The 18350-nt window shown below is 38.9% G+C and carries 16 protein-coding genes and 1 pseudogene; 1 reads left to right on the top strand and 16 read right to left on the bottom strand.

Features of this window, described 5'->3' with window-relative positions:
- Nucleotides 1-32: 32 nt before the first annotated feature.
- From ABIE66_RS04515 to speB, 15 genes are all read right to left on the bottom strand, one after another.
- Complete coding sequence (locus ABIE66_RS04515; protein ID WP_370013990.1) at nt 33-1460, bottom strand: MDR family MFS transporter; 1428 nt, start codon at nt 1458-1460, stop codon at nt 33-35.
- Nucleotides 1461-1521: 61 nt separating this feature from the next.
- Nucleotides 1522-2094 (bottom strand): TetR/AcrR family transcriptional regulator, encoded by a 573-nt coding sequence (locus ABIE66_RS04510; RefSeq protein WP_370013989.1) that lies wholly within the window; start codon nt 2092-2094, stop codon nt 1522-1524.
- A gap of 274 nt (nt 2095-2368) precedes the next feature.
- The gene (locus ABIE66_RS04505) at nt 2369-2461 is read right to left on the bottom strand and encodes a putative holin-like toxin (protein ID WP_220126990.1); all 93 of its coding nucleotides are present in this window, start codon (nt 2459-2461) and stop codon (nt 2369-2371) included.
- Nucleotides 2462-2795: 334 nt separating this feature from the next.
- Complete coding sequence (locus tag ABIE66_RS04500) at nt 2796-3773, bottom strand: 5-oxoprolinase subunit C family protein (RefSeq protein ID WP_370013988.1); 978 nt, start codon at nt 3771-3773, stop codon at nt 2796-2798.
- Nucleotides 3774-4649, bottom strand: coding sequence for a 5-oxoprolinase subunit B family protein (locus ABIE66_RS04495; protein WP_370013987.1), 876 nt, complete (start codon nt 4647-4649; stop codon nt 3774-3776).
- 18 nt (nt 4650-4667) lie between these two features.
- A complete protein-coding gene (locus tag ABIE66_RS04490) occupies nt 4668-6713 on the bottom strand; it encodes a sigma-54 interaction domain-containing protein (protein ID WP_370013986.1) in 2046 nt (681 codons plus the stop codon).
- A gap of 361 nt (nt 6714-7074) precedes the next feature.
- Nucleotides 7075-7842, bottom strand: coding sequence for a LamB/YcsF family protein (locus ABIE66_RS04485; RefSeq protein WP_370013985.1), 768 nt, complete (start codon nt 7840-7842; stop codon nt 7075-7077).
- Between the two features lie 5 nt (nt 7843-7847).
- Complete coding sequence (locus ABIE66_RS04480; RefSeq protein ID WP_370013984.1) at nt 7848-9203, bottom strand: acetyl-CoA carboxylase biotin carboxylase subunit; 1356 nt, start codon at nt 9201-9203, stop codon at nt 7848-7850.
- A gap of 34 nt (nt 9204-9237) precedes the next feature.
- Complete coding sequence (locus ABIE66_RS04475) at nt 9238-9483, bottom strand: acetyl-CoA carboxylase (protein WP_370013983.1); 246 nt, start codon at nt 9481-9483, stop codon at nt 9238-9240.
- Nucleotides 9476-10474 carry a 5-oxoprolinase subunit C family protein gene (locus ABIE66_RS04470; RefSeq protein ID WP_370013982.1) on the bottom strand — a complete coding sequence of 333 codons (999 nt, stop codon included), beginning with the start codon at nt 10472-10474 and terminating at the stop codon, nt 9476-9478. The genes ABIE66_RS04475 and ABIE66_RS04470 overlap by 8 nt, the downstream gene beginning before the upstream one ends.
- On the bottom strand, nt 10471-11340 hold the full coding sequence (locus tag ABIE66_RS04465; RefSeq protein ID WP_370013981.1) for a 5-oxoprolinase subunit B family protein: 870 nt from the start codon (nt 11338-11340) through the stop codon (nt 10471-10473). The genes ABIE66_RS04470 and ABIE66_RS04465 overlap by 4 nt, the downstream gene beginning before the upstream one ends.
- A gap of 311 nt (nt 11341-11651) precedes the next feature.
- Complete coding sequence (locus ABIE66_RS04460) at nt 11652-12641, bottom strand: D-2-hydroxyacid dehydrogenase (protein WP_370013980.1); 990 nt, start codon at nt 12639-12641, stop codon at nt 11652-11654.
- A gap of 64 nt (nt 12642-12705) precedes the next feature.
- Nucleotides 12706-13509 carry a class II aldolase/adducin family protein gene (locus ABIE66_RS04455; RefSeq protein WP_370013979.1) on the bottom strand — a complete coding sequence of 268 codons (804 nt, stop codon included), beginning with the start codon at nt 13507-13509 and terminating at the stop codon, nt 12706-12708.
- Nucleotides 13510-14949, bottom strand: coding sequence for a sodium:solute symporter family protein (locus ABIE66_RS04450; protein ID WP_370013978.1), 1440 nt, complete (start codon nt 14947-14949; stop codon nt 13510-13512). It lies immediately after the preceding gene.
- Between the two features lie 97 nt (nt 14950-15046).
- Nucleotides 15047-16045 carry an agmatinase gene (gene speB / locus ABIE66_RS04445; RefSeq protein ID WP_289323832.1) on the bottom strand — a complete coding sequence of 333 codons (999 nt, stop codon included), beginning with the start codon at nt 16043-16045 and terminating at the stop codon, nt 15047-15049.
- Between the two features lie 322 nt (nt 16046-16367).
- Between speB and ABIE66_RS04440 the strand changes: the two genes are divergently transcribed.
- Nucleotides 16368-17771: a sigma-54 interaction domain-containing protein gene (locus tag ABIE66_RS04440; protein ID WP_370013977.1), complete on the top strand. Its 1404-nt coding sequence runs from the start codon at nt 16368-16370 to the stop codon at nt 17769-17771.
- A gap of 269 nt (nt 17772-18040) precedes the next feature.
- Here ABIE66_RS04440 and ABIE66_RS04435 read toward each other — a convergent pair.
- A pseudogene (locus ABIE66_RS04435) lies at nt 18041-18324 on the bottom strand (BclA C-terminal domain-containing protein); the annotation flags it as partial.
- Nucleotides 18325-18350 lie beyond the last annotated feature (26 nt).

The raw sequence follows: 18350 nt of genomic DNA, 5'->3' as shown, positions 1-18350 counted from the left end.
GCTTATTTATCTTTTTCCATTAATATATCTTATTAGTTTCGTGCAGTTCTGATAAAAAACGATACGATCAAGCCAATGATTGCTAGGACAAGACCAAAAATGAAGGCATCTTGAACGCCTGCAGTCAATGAACCGCTAATGGCAGATGGATCGAACGGATCTTCTGAATTTGCCATATAATTTTTTTGTGATGCTGACATGATGGTAATGGCAACGGTTGTACCGATGGCCCCCGATACTTGTTGCAATGTATTCATTAGAGCCGTTCCATCCGGATAAAGATTTTTCGGCAGTTGATTCAGGCCATTTGTTTGGGCTGGCATCATGACCATCGAAACACCAATCATAAGGAGAGTATGCATGACGATTACCATAATGATCGATGTTTCAGTCGTTACGTTCGTCAAAGTCCATAACATGACAATCATGATAATGAAGCCTGGGATCACTAATCCCCTTGGTCCGAACTTATCAAAAATGCGCCCCGTAACCGGAGACATGATACCATTAAGCACTCCACCAGGTAAAAGTACGAGCCCAGCAGAAAACGCAGCTAATGCAAGCCCGGTTTGCAAGTATAACGGTAAGAGAATCATGGATGACATGATGATCATGAAGGTGATGAAGACGGTTATTAACCCTATCGTGAACATCGGATATTTAAAAACGCGCAAGTCAATCATCGGTTTATCCATGTTGAATTGTCTTACAGCAAACAGGAACAGCGCTATAAGGCCAACAATGATCGAGGATAGAACTATCGCATTATTCCACCCTTGCTCTCCAACAATACTAAAGCCATAAACAATTCCACCAAAACCAATGGTCGATAAAATAATGGATGGTACATCGATTTTAGGTTTGGTGATTGTTGAAACGTTTTGCATATACTTGAGACCGAATAGTAAAGCGATCACAAAGAACGGCAAAGACACCCAGAAAATGTAATTCCATTTTAGATTTTCAATAATCAAACCTGAAACTGTCGGCCCGATGGCTGGGGCAAACATGATCACCAGCCCCATCAATCCCATCGTCGCTCCCCTTTTATGAATAGGGAAAATCAATAAAATGGTATTGAACATAAGGGGCAATAAAAGACCCGTTCCGATAGCCTGGATGACACGGGCTAGCATCAAGATGCCGAACCCAGGTGCAATTGCTGCAATGAGCGTCCCAATGATCGAGAACACCATTGATGCAATGAATAATTGACGGGTATTGAACCACTGAATCAAGAGTCCCGAAACGGGAACCAATATCCCCAATGTCAATAAGTAACCCGTTGTCAGCCATTGCACGGTGGAAGGACTGACATTGAATTCCTGTATTAAATCCCCCAGCGCCATGTTTAAAGCCGTCTCGCTGAATAACCCAATGAACCCTGCAATTAAAAATGCAATTAAAATGGGGGTCGTTCTAATGACTGGGTTTTGTTGCTGTCCTGCATCTGTAGACATAAAATGATTCCTCCAATTACTAACTGTTCGACCTAAGCTTATAATAATTTTTCCCGATGAATTATTTATTTATCAGCAATAATGGTATCTGTTCCGCAATGGCTTGGAGAGGTTGCCCGTTTTTCGCCGTTAAGGATAAAAGGATACCTCCTTCAATTAAAGCATTAATTACGATACTCAATTCCTTTGACCGTTTCTCACTGTATTCCGCCTCGAGTAATTTCTTCACATAAATGGATTGCCAATCTTCTATCGCTTCTTGACAGGCCGTTCTTATCTGCTCACTCGTCGTATATGTTTCCGCTGCAATCGTCCCGATTGGCAGTCCTAATAGATTTTCACTATCACCAAAAACCTCGGATAATTGAAAAATATGAGCCTGAATGGCTTTGATAGGGTCTTCTATTTCATCAAATCCCCGTCGAATTTCATCTATCACGAATTCTTTTGTATGATTAATCGCCTCTATCGCCAATTCCTCTTTGCCTTTCGGAAAATAATGATACAGCGAACCTTTTGGGATACCACTTTCCTCAATAATGTCCTTAAGCCCTACACCATAATATCCACGTATTCGAAAAAGCCGGGAAGCAGCTTCAATAAGAATGTCTTTAGAGTTTCGTTTTTCTGCCATAGCTGGATCACTCCTTGAAATTATATCAACCGGTCTATTAGCACTATACTTGCATATCATTGTTTTGTCAAAGATGACAGCTTTTGAGTGGATGGGATTTACTAATGAACCCATTTGAAATACTTTTACAACAAAAAGAACACCTCATATTGGTGTTCTCTGCAAGTTTAAAGAATAGAGGAAATCAATACCTTCTATATTGTACCCAGTATTTATTAAACGCTTCCAATTATCAAACACATCGGCCTTTCTTTTCATAACAAATTCGGTATCTTCAAGGATTCTTGTCATGATTTTTGAAATCAAGAATAGCAATTACAAACATGCCAAAGCTTAGCATCAGGGAAATAACTTCGAAAGTACCCATTCATACATCGCCTCCTTATATTCAGCTTTTCCTGATCAGAGATTGTCCTATACAAGAAAACATAAAGTACTGGCATTTCAACGGTATAGTGCATTAATAATAAAAAAAGAGCAAACCCAGTAAGAGTATGCTCTCGTAATAATCATGTTCCTTGGAATCGAAAGTACATATTTATTGGAAGTCGACTTCAATCTAAACTCTTTATTGACTAGAAGCTCTTGATTTCCGCTTCTGCTATCGAGTGTTTTTTGAGCCTCTTCATATAATACTCATACACTTTGCTTCTGTTATAGAAATGAGTTTTATTATTTTGGTACAAAGTTTAAGTCATTACTTACCTTTTAAGAAGGTCGAACAACTTTTCCATATTTCCCCTTCTTTCTGTTCTCGCTTGGATGGCCTGATCAATGGTAACCGTGATAAAGTGACATTTCGATAAAGGTCTAGATTGAGAAATTAAATCTAAATCTTGGCTTATGACGGTACCTATTGTGACAAAACCACCACCTGTCATTGCATCATTATGTAAAACAATCAGTTCTTCCTCATTTGTAAACATAATAGAGCCTATAGGATACGCAAAATCAACTACATTCGAAAAACTAGTTCCTGCACCAAATGGTGGATATTGCTCAGTGAATGTCACTCTTGGGCCAGTATATCGGTATGCGACCCGGTTGGATTCATGCGAAACAATCCATTCCGAATTGAGGAAAGTTTTTAACCCTTGATCGCTCAATAAGTAACCCGATAACCCCATCGTGACACGTAATTCTTGAAAATCATTAAAGGTTGGGACGAATTCTAGTGGAGCATATTTACCAATTTGTTTGGAAGCTCCCGGCAATGGCTCATTAATCTGTATTCTATCGCCTACAGCCAACTTTCTGCCATCAAAGCCCCCAATCTGGCTTAGTTCATAGGTTGATTTACTACCTAAAACATCTTGAACCTTTATGCCACCAGAGATACTTAAATAGCTTTTCACCCCATGTTGGCAAGCTTTTATCGTTAAGATGTCTCCATCTTTTACTTGGTGGGTTTCCCAGAAAGATAATCGCTGGTGATTTAAGTATGCTTCCATTGGAGCACCTGTGAGGGCAATAATTAAATTTCTATGAAATTCAAACTCTCCCCCTAATAATGTCATCTCAAGTGATGCGAATTCAGCTGGATTTCCTACAAGAAGGTTCCCGATCATAAATGAATATTTATCAGCTGCTCCTGATGGCGGTACGCCTAGATGATACTTCCCGACGCGTCCCATGTCCTGTACCGTTGTCCATAACCCAGGCTCCTTAATTTCTATCATTTAAAAATCCTCCATGAGCTCATCGATATACTTTTTTCCTTTTTCTACATATTCTAGTGGCGAAAGATCAATTTCTTTTACTTTATTAAGATACGTTCCAGCACGTACATTGCTTTCGATTTTATTATATTCAGATTCATTAACAGGACGATACTTCCATATATCCCCAGGTCTTGCCAAAAAAGAAGTCTCTTCTAAATGGTTTATTTTATCTACTAAAGGGATAGCTGATCGTCCTATTAGTTGATAGCTACCTGGTCCATTTACTGGATAAATCACATTGAATGCACCACCTATACCTATGCCTCTTTCCGGCGTTTCTGTACGGGGACTATTATATTTTGGTGCTTGAATGATCTCATTTGGCTGCAATCCAAGCGGAAACTGCCAACCCGTTCCAGGCAGAAATCCAACCATTGTAATTAAATATGGAGTCTCTGAATGAGTTTTAATAAATGATTCTTTGTCTGTAAACCCATTTACTTTCATCACATATTCAAAATCTGTTAAGTCAGGGGCCGGGTGTCTGCTCTTAAAACGGAGGGAATATTCTCTTGACACAGGATCGTCGTACCATGCTGGAATTTCTATTATTCGTACTGATAGATTTAACTTTTCAGGATTGCTTTTCGTTAAATCTATTTCTTTTAAATAGTCCAGTAAATCTCTTGCTGAGACGATGTCTGGGTTATAACGAACTAAATAGGAGGCATTGGATGAAACAATATCAATAATGCCTGGAATCTCTCTTTTTCTCAGCTCCTCCGTCACCGCAATTGCTTTAAAGTTACTCTCAATTCTCATATCACGAGAAATTTCAGCATATATGTATTCGTCTCCTCCAAAATTAAAATGAGTTTCAGGCAAATTAAACAATAATTGTCGCCCCCTTTGTTATTTCAGCTTTTTCATCCGCCTGCTTATTGTCGCAGGACTAACACCTAGTACCTTAGATAATTTATCGGCAGTGCCGTATTTTTGCATCCCTCTTTGAATAAGTTGAGTTTCTAATTCTTCTACTGCTTCTTTAAGCGGCATTAATTCTAAAACTAATAGTTGTTTTTTCTTTTTTTGAACTTCCCCGTACAAAAATTTCAATGCATGCTCCCGTTTAACCCATTCTCCCTCGCCCAATAACGTTAAGCGCTCCACTATATTTTGAAGTTCCCTTACATTTCCCGGCCATGAATATGTCTCTAAGACTTCAATGGCTTCTGGGGTGAAACTTTTCTTGATATCATACATTTTTTTAAATTGTTCCAAAAAATAAATCGCGAGGGGAAAGATATCATCCTTTCGTTCACGTAATGGCGGAATACTAAATGGAATAACATATAATCGGTAGTATAAATCCTCCCTGAATTCACCTTGGTTCACCAACTCTCGTAAATCCTTATTCGTTGCCGTTATAATTCGAACATTTACAGGTATAGGATGGGTCCCGCCAATTCTAGTCACTTCTCGTTCCTGCAACACACGTAATAGCTTCACTTGCATATTTAAAGGGAGTTCACCAATTTCATCGAGAAAAAGCGTGCTGTTATTAGCAATCTCAAACAAGCCTGCTTTCCCATTTTTATCTGCACCAGTAAATGCCCCTTTCTCATAACCGAACAATTCACTTTCAATGAGATTCTCTGGAATAGCACCGCAGTTAATCCGCACTAGCTGCTGATTACTCCGAGGACTGGCTGAATGAATTTGGTGGACGAATACTTCTTTTCCAACACCGGATTCACCTTCAAGTAGAATAGTCGAATTAAATTGGGCTACTCGCTTTATCTCTACCACTAAGCGCTCAATTGTTTTCGAACGATAAACAAGTTGTTTTTCGTTGTTGTTTAAATCATCAGGATCTTGTAAAGTTTTAGAACCTTCTTCCGACTGATCTAGAATTGAGGAATTTTCTTGTGTAATGTCCCTTGAAAGGACAACTACTTTTTCTAAATTCCCCTCATGGTATACCGGGGTTGCGACAGACCAGATTCTACTTTTCCCCATGGACTCCTGAATCGATGTAACCTTTTTCTTTTGTTTCTGGCATAGTTCAAAAACATTAGGCTGAAAAATGTTTTTTCTCGTAAACTCACTTATATGCTTACCAATTATGTTTTCTGGATTATCCACTTTCCAAAAATCGTGAAGAAACATTCCCGCTACTCGAATGATTTTACCGCTTTCATCAATGACGAGTATTTGTTCCTGAGAAGAAGCATATACCGTTTGTAAATCAGAATTCAGATTTCGAACAAAGTCTAATTCTTTAACAGAATCCTCGAAAACTTCACGTGAGAAAAAAATATGTATGAGTCCTTTTATTTTATCTCCCATTTTTAACGGGTAAAAATTCCCAACTTTGTATTTAAAGTTTAGAGAAGCGTTCACACTTATAAGAGTTTCCCCAGTCATTACTTTATCAAGATTTTTATCGATAGTTAAAAGCATTTTATAGTCTCGAAACTGTAAAAATGAACGGTGGAGACCTAAAATACCTTCTGCTGTTTCATTAATATATTCTATTTGGTAATCGATATTTGTTCGGATAATTCCTACTCCAGCTCCTTGTAAAAGGAGATTTAAATCCTTCAAATTCAGCTCACTGATTTTATTCCGTGCATGTTCAATTGTAGTGTAGCCGACAATATCTCCATTGGCATCTTCCCCTATAATCAGAGAAACGTTATGGAAAAATTCAACTGGCGAAAACTGTGGGACTTTTAAAATATCATTTTTAAAGCTAATAGGCTGTGATAAGTCTTCCATTTGAGCAATTTGGTTCATTAAAATCTCCATTGTACTATAGCCAACTAAACTCCCCTTATCCTTAACAAACACAATATTCGCTTTTTGATTTGATAATTTTTGAATGACAGCTCTAATAGTGCTATGAATATTAACATATACTGAAATCGGTTTAAGAATATCGTTCCAAATAATCAACTTACTCACCCCTCCCGATAACGAGATCTTTATTTTATTATACTTTTTATAGGTAAGGATATGTATTCAGAAGTATTTTAATATATATATAATTTTGATTAATAGGTCAATTATATCTTTTGTATAGTATCTGAAGTTTCAACGACATGTGAAAGGACTAAGGCTAGTTTGAGAAGTTTACAAATTAATTGAAGAGTGTCTAGAGGGATACAATTCTTTATATCGGGGCCAAATAGAATGACCCCGGCATACAATACCGGATTCTTCTACTAGTCGACTAATCTATAAATCCTTTTTAAAGAGCATAGTTCAATAATTAGAGCCCCATTACTATACCAATATACATTTTAGGACGAGTACCTTACGAGATAATCTTTTTAATAGGTACAATCTCGACGCCACTCTCTTTTAAAGCTTCTACAACTTTTTTAGCAAGAGCCGGCGCTCCTGGTGTATCTCCATGAATACAAATGGTCTCTGCTTTAATGGCAACATCTTTTCCATCGTGCGTGAAGACTCTTCCTTCTTTGACCATACGAACAACTCGCTGCGCCATTTCTTCATAATCATTGATTTGTGCGCCTGTTCTCGTTAACAAAATGGACCCGCTTTCAGTATGCTCCCGGTCAGCATAAGCTTCTTTTGCAACCGGGACACCCATTTTTATCGCTTCTTCCATCACTTCCGATTGGCTAAGCGCAAATATGACCATTTTTGGATCGATTGTATGAATTGTTTCTAATATTGCTCGTGCTATAGTCTTATCTTCCATTGCTTTCATAAATAAAGCTCCGTGTGGTTTACAATGCTGGATTTTGACATCTGCAGCAGCGCAGAATTCTCTTAAAGCGCCTACTTGATACATCACATAGTCTTTTATTTCTGAGGGTGTACAGGTCATGAAGCGACGACCGAAACCCAATAAATCAGGCAACCCTGGATGTGCACCAATCCCTACATCATATTTCTTTGCTAGTTCCACCGTTTTCCTCATAACATGGGGATCTCCGGCATGAAAACCACATGCAATATTAGCCGATGTAATGGACTGCATTAATTCTTCATCATTGCCTAATTCATAAAGCCCAAAGCTTTCTCCCATATCACAGTTCAAATCTACCTTATACATTGTTTTCACCCCTTTAGCACTTGAACTTTATTTTCTGCTAAAAATTGAGTTGTATAATTACCACTAATAAACTGGTTACTTTTCATGATTTGTTTGAGAAGCAAGAGATTTGTCTTAACTCCTTGTACGTCAATCTCTTCAAGTACTCGTTGCATTTTTGTGATTGCTTGATCACGCGTTAAGCCGTGAACAATAATTTTACCGATCATCGGATCATAATAAGGGGTCACCGCACTGCCTTCAATGACGCCGAAATCAAACCTTACATCGTTTTCGGGTAATTTTAACCTAGAAATTACCCCTGGACTAGGAAAGAAAGTATTAGGATCTTCTGCATAAAGTCTGCATTCAATTGCGTGTCCTGTTTTGTTTATCTCCTCCTGTGTGATCGTCAATTTTTCCTTAGCAGCGATTTTCAACTGTAGTTCAACTAAATCCAGTCCCGTTATTTCTTCGGTTATTGGGTGTTCTACTTGTAGACGAGTATTCATTTCAAGAAAATAGAATTTTTGATTTTCATCAAAAATGAATTCCATTGTGCCTACATTTGTATAATCTATTTGTTTTACACCTCGAATGGCTGCTTCCAACAATTCTTTTCTAAGGGTTTCATTTAGAAATGGTGAAGGGCTTTCTTCTAGCACCTTTTGATTTCGGCGTTGGACCGAACATTCCCTTTCAAATAAATGCAAAACATTTCCGTATGTATCAGCAACAATTTGCACTTCAATATGGCGAGGATTTGATATCCATTTTTCTAAAAAGACAGTACCATCACTAAAAAATGAATTAGCTTGTTGCTTCGTCGCATCAAACACCTTTATTAACTCTGCGTCATCTTGAACAAGCTTCATCCCAATACCACCACCACCGGCGCTAGCTTTTAACATGAGCGGGTAGCCAAGATCGTTCGCAATCAACAATGCTTCGTCGACTGACTCAATGCTTTTATCCGTACCTGGCACAACCCTCACGCCCGCCTTTTGCATTTGGGTACGAGCTTCAAGCTTACTGCCCATAATATGTATTGTTTCCGCAGTTGGACCGATAAAGACAATATTTTCTTCCTCACATCTTCGTACAAATTCCGGATTTTCGGATAAGAATCCATACCCAGGATGAATTGCATCGGCATGTGTTTCTTTCGCTACCTGAATCACTTTTTCAATATCAAGATAACTCTTTTTCGCTTGAGCCGGACCGATGCATACAGCTTCAGTCGCTTCCCTGACATAAGGAGCCTCTGCATCGGCTTCAGAATAAACAGCGACTGTTTGAATGCCCTCCTTATTACATGTACGAATAATTCTCCTAGCAATTTCCCCTCTGTTTGCAATCAGCACCTTTTTAAAATAGCCCATTTACTCTTCCTCCTTCTTTTCACATAAATAATTACTATTCAATGATTACCGCTATTTCCTGCCCCGCGTTTAGAAGATCCTCATCCTCAACAAAGAATTGTGCAAGAACCCCATCTGTTTCTGCTTTAATTTCATAAAAGTTTTTCATGACTTCCACCATAGCAAGAACGTCGCCTGTATTAACAGTATCTCCTTCTTTTACGTACACGTCCTTATCAGGTGCGGGTTTGCGATAAAATACTCCTGGGATTGGTGATAGAACTGTTTTTTGTTCAGCCATGATTGATTCCCCCTAATTGTCCTAATACTTGTTTTTTCATTTCATTGTATTTATCTTTGTTTACTTTTCTTGCCTCGAGGGCTTCATTTATGTCAACAGCAACAAAGCGAACCTTTTCATTTGTTTTGATTTGTGCCATTTTGTCTAAATCCGTACTGATAATTGTACAAATCGTGGCATAGCCTCCACCTGTCACAGCATCGTTTAACAAAGCAATCGGTTCCACGCCATCGGGTACTTGGATTGATCCGATTGGATACCCTAGATCCACAACATTTGAAGGATTGCTGCCGGCTCCAAATGGTTGTTGACGCTCTACGAAATTCAAACGCTCCCCTTTAAAACGGTAGCCAACACGGTTTGCTTCCGTTGTAACCGTCCAATCGATAGAGAAAAAGCGTCTTTTACTTTCTTCAGTCAAGCGATAACTGCACAATCCTACAACAACACGAATTACATTCGTTTTTGAGAAAACCGGAATTAATTCATCACTTATGCGTGTTCCAATCGCAATCTTTGATTGGTTTGCATTACCGATTTTCAAAAAGTCCCCAGCTTGAAGTGGCCTTCCTTCGAAACCTCCAATTCCGCACAATGTATATGTGGACCGTGATTCCATAATAAGCGGCACTTCAATTCCGCCAGCTACCGCTAAATACACCCGGGCTCCTTGTTTAACAAAATCAAAGGACAGAACATCTCCAGCCTTAACTTCTAATGTTTCCCACATTGGAACATACTGATCATTAATTTTTGGCGGTATTTCCCCTCCTGCAATAGCAACGGTTACATCTTGTTGGAATTCTAAGACTGGCCCCATATAAGTAATCTCGAGAACAGCTGCATTTTCATCGTTCCCAACAAGCAAGTTGCTTGCCCTGTAGGAGTATTTATCCATTGCTCCCGATGGCGGCATCCCCACTTCATAAAAGCCAATTCTCCCATAATCTTGAACAGTAGTTTGAAGGCCAGGGTTAATAACTTTAATCATGCATATAACCTCCTTATCACAGATTCTGAAAACGCATTTGGATTTTCGAGAACATCTTTCGGTCTAAAGGTGATATCCTTCGTCAAATAACGGAATTCCCCATTTTCAACTTGTTTTCGAATATCTTCGTACTCCTCCACGGAAATGCTTCGATATCTAAAAACATCCCCCTGTCTCGGGAAGGTCATTGACTCTTTAAAATCATGTAAACGCTGCTCCTTTTCAAAGATCGGTGCTGCAGCAGTTCCAAACAACTGGTAACCTCCTGCACCTTGAACCGGATAAATAACGGCAAATGAACCGCCGAATCCGAATGCTCTCTCTGGCGTATATGTTCGAGGACGGACATATTTAGGTGCTTCGATTTGCTGCTCGTTTGGAACCATTTGATAGCACCATGGCAAGCCCGGTACAAAGCCTATCATCGACACAAGATAAGGGGCATCTGTAATTGATTTAATTAAATCTTCTTTTGATTGAAAACCATTAGCATGTGCCACATATTCTATATCTGTTGATGTTGGATCCTGATGTCGATCTCTAAAACGCATTAATGCCTCATGTGTCCAAGGGTCTTCAAATAATATGGGTACATCCACTGCACGTGCAGTTATTTCAAAGTTCTCCAATGTAACATCTTGTTCAAGTTCTTTCAATTTTGAAATTAAATCATCTGGATGAATAAGATCTGGATCAAACCGAATCATATATGAAGCATTGGAAGGACAAATATCCAAAATTCCTGATACCTCCTCTTCTCGTAACGCCTTAGTAATGGCCATTGCTTGAAAATTAGTTTCAAGACTCATTCCCTCTGCTAATTCAACAAAAATAAACTCATCACCGCCATATTCGTAACGGGTCAATGGACTTCACCTCTTTTATTGGATTTATAATAAACCATTGCAATTATCATGCCAAAACTGATAAACATAATATTTATCGATTTTTCAGACTATTAAACTAATAAAACGTCTAGATAGCTTTAGTAATATTTCAATATTGAAATATCTCCTTTCATAAATGCAATATATTAATCGATTACTAGTTCATAAGGTCTAAAATATAAAAAAGACCACAAAGCTTTCTAGGCTTTTGCAGTCTCTCACATTTATGTCCTCATCAACAATATTGAAAACAATCTATAAATTTTTTTCTTACAAAGAGCCCATTACTACTAATAACCCAGTCTTTTTTCCACAACGTTCATTAGTGGTTCACCTTCAGAAAAAAGTTTTAAATTTTTCAGGAATAACTCCATCACACGATCTTGGTGTTTGGACGAGTTGTAAGCATTATGTGGGGAAACCATGACATTTTCCAGCTGCCAAAAAGGGTGATCCTCAGGTAAAGGTTCTACTTCAAACACATCGAGCGCCGCTCCTGCTATGTGCCCATTGCTCAAGGAATCGATTAAATCTTCATCCACAATCGTATTACCCCGGCCGACATTAATTACATAGCTGCCTTTTTTCATTTTATTTAAGCGTTCTTTATTAAAAAAATACGAGGTATCTTTCGTAAACGGGAGTGCCAATACAACAAAATCGGACCTAGAAAGGACTTCATCCACTTGATCCATGCCCATTATCAAATCAGCAGGTTCATATTCGTCGTTCCTCTTGGCGGGATTCCGGCGGCACCCAATAACCGTCATACCTAGTGCTTTACATCTCTTTGCTATCTCATAGCCAATATCACCATACCCAATTATCCCAACTGTCGCATTTTCAAGATCTTTCACAGGAATTTCAACCCAAGTTTTGTTTATTTGATTTCTGATCATTGCCGGCACACCTCTTGCTAACGAAGATAGCATCGCAATTGTATGCTCGGCTATCGGGACAGATGTGCAGCCTTTGACATTGGTGATGATGACATCGCTGTTTTGTATATCTTCAGTCAGCATGGCCTCAACTCCAGCACTGTCTGAATGGATCCATTTAATCCTTGGAGCTTTTTTTATAATGTTAAGATTATCATGAAGCCCCAGCGTATAAAGGACATCAAACTTTGATAGATCAACTGTTGGCTGTGGTTCAGGTTCGCCGAATTCCCATGGCTCGACAACAACTTCTGAACAAATCTCCTTAAACTCGTTGATGTATTTTTCCGGTATATCGACCCTTATATAAAGTGAAGGTGATTTTTTCTTGGAAGCGGACATTATAAAACCTCCTCAAGAACCCATGTTAAATGTGAATGCGATCATACCATAGCGTGCTTTATGATCAATTCAAGAAATCTGGTTGCTCTTTTCTGATTCTGTCCCAAAGAGGCTGAAAACTCAACCATCCCTCATATTCCGTTCCCGTTTGTTCTGCCGTTAGCTTAGCATACTCTTCTTCAATAAAAATGGGCTTACCTACAGATTCAGCCATTATCTGTGCTTGACATGAACGCTCCATCGTTATGAACCACCAAGCAGCTGAATCTACAGATTGACCCACCGTTAACAATCCATGGTTGCGGAGGATGAGAGCTTTGTATTGACCTAGAGCCCTGGCAATGCGTTTCCCTTCTTCAGATGCATAAACCACACCAGTAAAATCATCAAATAATGCATGGTCATTGTAAAATTGGCAGGCATCTTGCGTAATCGGATCTAACAGTCTCCCTAAAGAAGACCATGTCTTTCCATATACCGAATGAGCGTGTGCCGCTGCAATGGCATCCGGTCGTGCTTTATGAATTTCCGAATGAATGGCAAAGGCAGCACCATTTACTGAATGTTCACCCTCTACAATTTCACCTTTATGATTTACCAATATCAGATCTGAAACGGAAATTTGACTAAAGTGCATCCCAAACGGATTGACCCAGAAATGGTCTGTATATTTAGGATCACGGACCGTAATGTGGCCAGCTATCCCTTCATCGAATCCAAACTTTGAAAAAAGACGGAATGAAGCTGCCAACCGTTCTTTCCGGTGATTGCGTTCTTCTTCCATAGTATTGAATGTTGCGGGTTGCAGGGAAATTGTCTTTGTCATTTTTCTTTCCTCCTCGATCTTTTTCCTTTTTTTGCTGACCAATCAATTAGCCATGGTATCCATGTCAGCTTTAACCTTTCCATCTTGCTTGACTTCACTTTTGTTCTCGTTATTTTTATTGGAACTTAAGAAAGTAAGTACAGTAATGACGACAAAACTAGTAGCAAGCCCGTACAGAATTGGTTGTGTGGAGGAAGGTCCATTAATCACCAATCCCACAATAATAACGACCATGCTTGCCAGAATGGAGTAAAATGCGGCTGTAGCCGTGACCCTCTTCCAAAAGAAGCCAAGGATGATCGGAAAGAACACAGCACCGGATAAAATTGCGTAAGCTACATCCAATGCAACTAAAATATCTTGAATCCATATTGAAACGATTATGGTCAATACACCAATTGTTAAAGTTGTAATCCGGGATGTTTTTAAAAATTGTCGTTCACTCATTCCTGGACCGATATATTTTTTTATGATGTCATTAACAACTAAAGTGGAAGAAGCAAGCAACGTTCCTGAAGCTGTAGACATAAGGGCAGATACCACACTCGCAATGACAACCCCCAATAGACCAGCAGGTAAAGTTTCCATCGCTATGCTAGTAAATGCATTTTGTGGATCTCCTAAATTAGGAAGGATAATAAAAGCGCACATTCCAATTATACTGATTGCAATCGCATAAAAAACACTATATATTCCTGCTCCAACCGTTCCGCCACGAGATATCGCTTTGGTTCGTGCGGTAAAAAGACGCTGCCAAATATCTTGTCCAACAACAACCCCTAGAGTAAATAATAAGAAGTATTGAAAAATTGTCTCTCCGCCAATATTTCCTAACTCGAAATGTGATGCAGGGAGATTTTCCTTAAGCGAGCCCCACCCTCCTGCCTTAGAGACGCTCATTGGAAGCATGATAAAGAAAATACCGATCGTCATGATGACAAATTGCACGACATCAGTCATGGTGACGGACCACATACCTCCTAATATTGTATAAAATAAAACGATCCCACCCCCGACTATCATGGAAACGGTTAAATTCCAGCCTGCCAAAACATGTAATATCGTCCCCATCCCAATCACTTGCGTTACAGTCAGCATGAATGTATAGATGACAGAGACCAGGGCACTGATCAATCTTGTTTGAGAATTGTAGCGCTTCTCAAGCATCTCACTGATCGTCAGCACTTTTAAATCAAATATCTTATTTGTTAAAAACAACCCGATAGCAATAATACCGAGACCGATCATCACCACTAGCCAAATACCGGATATCCCAAACTGATAACCTAACTTTGCTGTTCCTAGAGTAGAAGCACCCCCTAATATCACAGCAGCTAAACAGGATAAATACATAAAATGACCCAGATTACGCCCTGCTACAATGAAATCATCTGCTGTTTTTGCCCGTTTGGACCCGATTACTCCCACAATGATTAAAACAGAAAAATATAGAGTCATGATCGATATATCCAAAATATGCATTTACACATCTCCTTTTGGGGTTGTTTTGTTTTTATCGCTTTATAGAGGGAGGGAAGGAGGAAGTATACCATTCCTTCCTTCCATTTAAATGAGGAAACTAGTTGTTAAGCTGCGTTTCCAGATCTCCAACTCTCTCTTTTTTCTCCAGTTTCCCTTTTTTTGCGAGAGCGATGAGTGTGATGAATTCATAGACGATATTAGCCGCTGCGGCAGCCGTGACTTGTCCGTGATCGTATGATGGTAAAACCTCAACGAGATCGAATCCTACAAAATCTATATTTGTCAAACCTCTTACAAAGGCTAAAGCATCATCAATGCTGGCCCCTGAAACTTCCGGGGTTCCTGTTCCAGGTGCATAAACGGGATCTAAAAAATCAATGTCAAAAGATAAAAACACCGGCCCCTTCGCGACACGCTCATGAATGACTCCAAGCATCTTTTCAACCCCGATACGTTTATAATCGTTCGTCGTATAAACGCCCAACCCTAAATCCCGGGCATCCTGAAGATCCTCCGGTCCGTACAGACCACCCCTCATACCAATTTGAAGAGAACGCGATACATCGATGAGGCCCTCTTCTATTGCGCGGCGAAAAACGGTTCCGTGATTATACTTTTGTTCAAAATAACTATCCCAAGTATCGGAGTGAGCATCGAATTGAAGCAGGGCAACTGGTCCATGTTTTTTAACGATTGCACGTAACTCCCCTAGAGTAATAGAATGATCGCCTCCTAATGAAATGGGAATGATCCCTTTATCAATGATGGGGGTAAGCTCTTCTTCAATCTTTTTATAAGTCTCAGAAATATAGCCAGGAATGATCGGAATATCTCCATAATCAATTCCTGATATATAATCAAAAATATTAATATCCTGTTCTGGATTATAAGGACGTAAAAGGATTGAAAAATCGCGAATGGCTTCTGGTCCGAATCTCGCACCCGTCCTAAATGATTGCCCGGAATCAAAAGGAATTCCCGTAATGACAAAATCCATATGTTCATCTACCTGTTCAACAAATGGAAGCCGCATAAACGTACGTACTCCGCAAAAACGGGGTGATTTGAATGAGTCTTTGGGTTGATACTTCATCATGTAACATCCTCCTAAATTTCCACTATTATTTTTCACTCCATGGCATTGCACGATGCCATATAAACTTCCACCTTTTTATACATTAATAGAAGAATAGAATTATATAACACCCTTGTTTTAAAATTATCTTCTTACCTTTTACATAAGCAAGATTCACGCCAACTATTTAGCTGCGGTTTATAAGGCTTTTCGTTATTTCTGTTTCATCAAATGATTAATAACTTAATCATTTTCTTATTTATTAATTTAATTTTTGATTATTCCGACTTTTTGATTTATATTTTAATTAATAACCATCTCAAAACCCAAAGGAGCGGGACCTATGTACGACGATATGCTGGAGGAAGAACTAAATAAGATTATTGAAACATCTAATAATAACATACTTATTACCGATCAAGATGGAATCATTTTATATTCCAACCCAAAGCTTTGGGAAATTTATGGTATGGAAAGTGACTCTTATATCGGTACCTCCGTCTATCAATTAGAAAGTGAGGGCCTTCTCACACCTTCCATCAATGCAATTGTTTTAAAGGAAAAGAAGGCGAAGCGGATAATGCAAGAAACAAAAACCGGTCATGTTGTCATGTCGACTGGCTATCCCATTTTTAATAAGGAAGGACTTCTCGTTAGGGTAATAAGCTATGGTCAGGATCAAACCGAGATCCTGCAATTGCAGGATCAATTTGAGCAATTACAACGAAAAGTAAAAGGCTATCAAACGGAAGTCGAGGATTTAAGAGAAAAGGAACTTGATTACCATTATTTGATTGCTAGAAGTAACGAAACGAAGCATATTTTAAAAACGATCCATAATGTCGCAAAAACCGATGCCACGATACTCTTATTAGGACCTTCCGGGGTAGGGAAAAGCACTTTTGCCCGTGCTGTTCATGACCAAAGCAACCGAAAGAAAGAACCTTTTATCGAAGTGAATTGCAGCACGATACCTGATAGTTTGTTTGAATCAGAAATATTCGGCTATGAGCCGGGATCATTTACAGGAGCAGATAAACAAGGGAGGCAGGGCCTGATTGAGCAGGCTGACAGCGGGACTCTGTTCTTAGATGAAATCGGGGAACTCCCACTGGCCATGCAAGCCAAATTACTGAAGGTATTACAGGAAAAAAAGATAAAGCGCATCGGTGGAAAAAAAGAAAACCATATTAACTTCCGCCTGGTTGCAGCAACTAATCAAGATCTGAAGGAGATGGTAAGTCAAGGTAAGTTTAGATTGGACTTATTTTATCGTTTGAATGTGATTCCCATCCAAATTCCGGCACTACATGAACGTAAAGAAGATATACCTCTCTTAATACAGCATTACTTACAGAAAACCAATGAAAAATACCAGAAATTCAAAAAAATCCATCCATCGACTTATGAAGTTTTGACCCATTATCATTGGCCCGGAAATATACGAGAATTAGAAAACTTAATTGAACGATTAATCCTGACCATTGAAGAAACAAATATATTTCCCGAACACCTTCCCCAATCCATCACAGGGCAAATAGAACAGCCGGAAGATTCCACCTTCTTGGCAATCGAACAGGAATGTGAAGAGAATTTCGATTTAAAGAAGACACTGGAAAAGGTTGAAAGGCAACTGATTGCAAAAGCATGGAAAAAATGTAAAACAACCTACGAAATGGCAGAACATATGGGTATCAGCCAGCCAACAGTCATCTATAAATTAAAGAAATACAAAAAGTACTTGTAAATTCATCTGGATTAAAACCCGTTTGCAACCATGAATGGTCCTTAGCCTTTAGTAATGGATGCCATTCTAGCTAAGGGTGCTTTTGAAACTATATATGCAAGCGCCAAAAATGATCAATTCGAAATGAAACCAATGATGATTATCGACAATAAGTCCAATAAAAAATCCATAATACATTCAATCAACAAAAAAATCCCCATTTAAGATGAATGGGATTCACAAATATCATTTACGTTCCATATTCAATGTTTAAGATTTGTGGACTTAGATTAACTCAAACGAATGATCGTCAGTGAAGCTCCTGCAGATCCTCCCCCCGTTAAGACAACGGTGGCAATTAAACCAAATATATCTGAAGAGAGATTGAATCACCTGCTGATAAGTTTACAATCACATCATTATTATAATTAGAAATCGCGACAGCTGGTGATATTATGGAGCTAGGAATAGGCGTGGCACCATTTAAAATCAACCTCGAACCAGCAAGAAGTCCAGCGGTTGTATTTATTTGATACGTCAAATAATAACGACCAGTAACAGGAACGGTAAACACCATACAAAAAGGCCCCCATAAAAGGA

Source organism: Peribacillus sp. B2I2 (assembly GCF_041261685.1).
In the GTDB taxonomy this organism is placed as follows: Bacteria; Bacillota; Bacilli; order Bacillales; family DSM-1321; genus Peribacillus.
This window is presented reverse-complemented; position numbering and strand designations above follow the sequence as displayed.

Bases quoted from the DNA above. Each gene is read 5' to 3' on its own strand.
- ABIE66_RS04515 (WP_370013990.1), bottom strand. From the start codon at position 1,460: ATGTCTACAGATGCAGGACAGCAACAAAACCCAGTCATTAGAACGACC.
- speB (WP_289323832.1), bottom strand. From the start codon at position 16,045: ATGATGAAGTATCAACCCAAAGACTCATTCAAATCACCCCGTTTTTGC.
- ABIE66_RS04510 (WP_370013989.1), bottom strand. From the start codon at position 2,094: ATGGCAGAAAAACGAAACTCTAAAGACATTCTTATTGAAGCTGCTTCC.
- ABIE66_RS04475 (WP_370013983.1), bottom strand. From the start codon at position 9,483: ATGGCTGAACAAAAAACAGTTCTATCACCAATCCCAGGAGTATTTTAT.
- ABIE66_RS04470 (WP_370013982.1), bottom strand. From the start codon at position 10,474: ATGATTAAAGTTATTAACCCTGGCCTTCAAACTACTGTTCAAGATTAT.
- ABIE66_RS04500 (WP_370013988.1), bottom strand. From the start codon at position 3,773: ATGATAGAAATTAAGGAGCCTGGGTTATGGACAACGGTACAGGACATG.
- ABIE66_RS04450 (WP_370013978.1), bottom strand. From the start codon at position 14,949: ATGCATATTTTGGATATATCGATCATGACTCTATATTTTTCTGTTTTA.
- ABIE66_RS04505 (WP_220126990.1), bottom strand. From the start codon at position 2,461: ATGGGTACTTTCGAAGTTATTTCCCTGATGCTAAGCTTTGGCATGTTT.
- ABIE66_RS04440 (WP_370013977.1), top strand. From the start codon at position 16,368: ATGTACGACGATATGCTGGAGGAAGAACTAAATAAGATTATTGAAACA.
- ABIE66_RS04480 (WP_370013984.1), bottom strand. From the start codon at position 9,203: ATGGGCTATTTTAAAAAGGTGCTGATTGCAAACAGAGGGGAAATTGCT.
- ABIE66_RS04460 (WP_370013980.1), bottom strand. From the start codon at position 12,641: ATGTCCGCTTCCAAGAAAAAATCACCTTCACTTTATATAAGGGTCGAT.
- ABIE66_RS04485 (WP_370013985.1), bottom strand. From the start codon at position 7,842: ATGTATAAGGTAGATTTGAACTGTGATATGGGAGAAAGCTTTGGGCTT.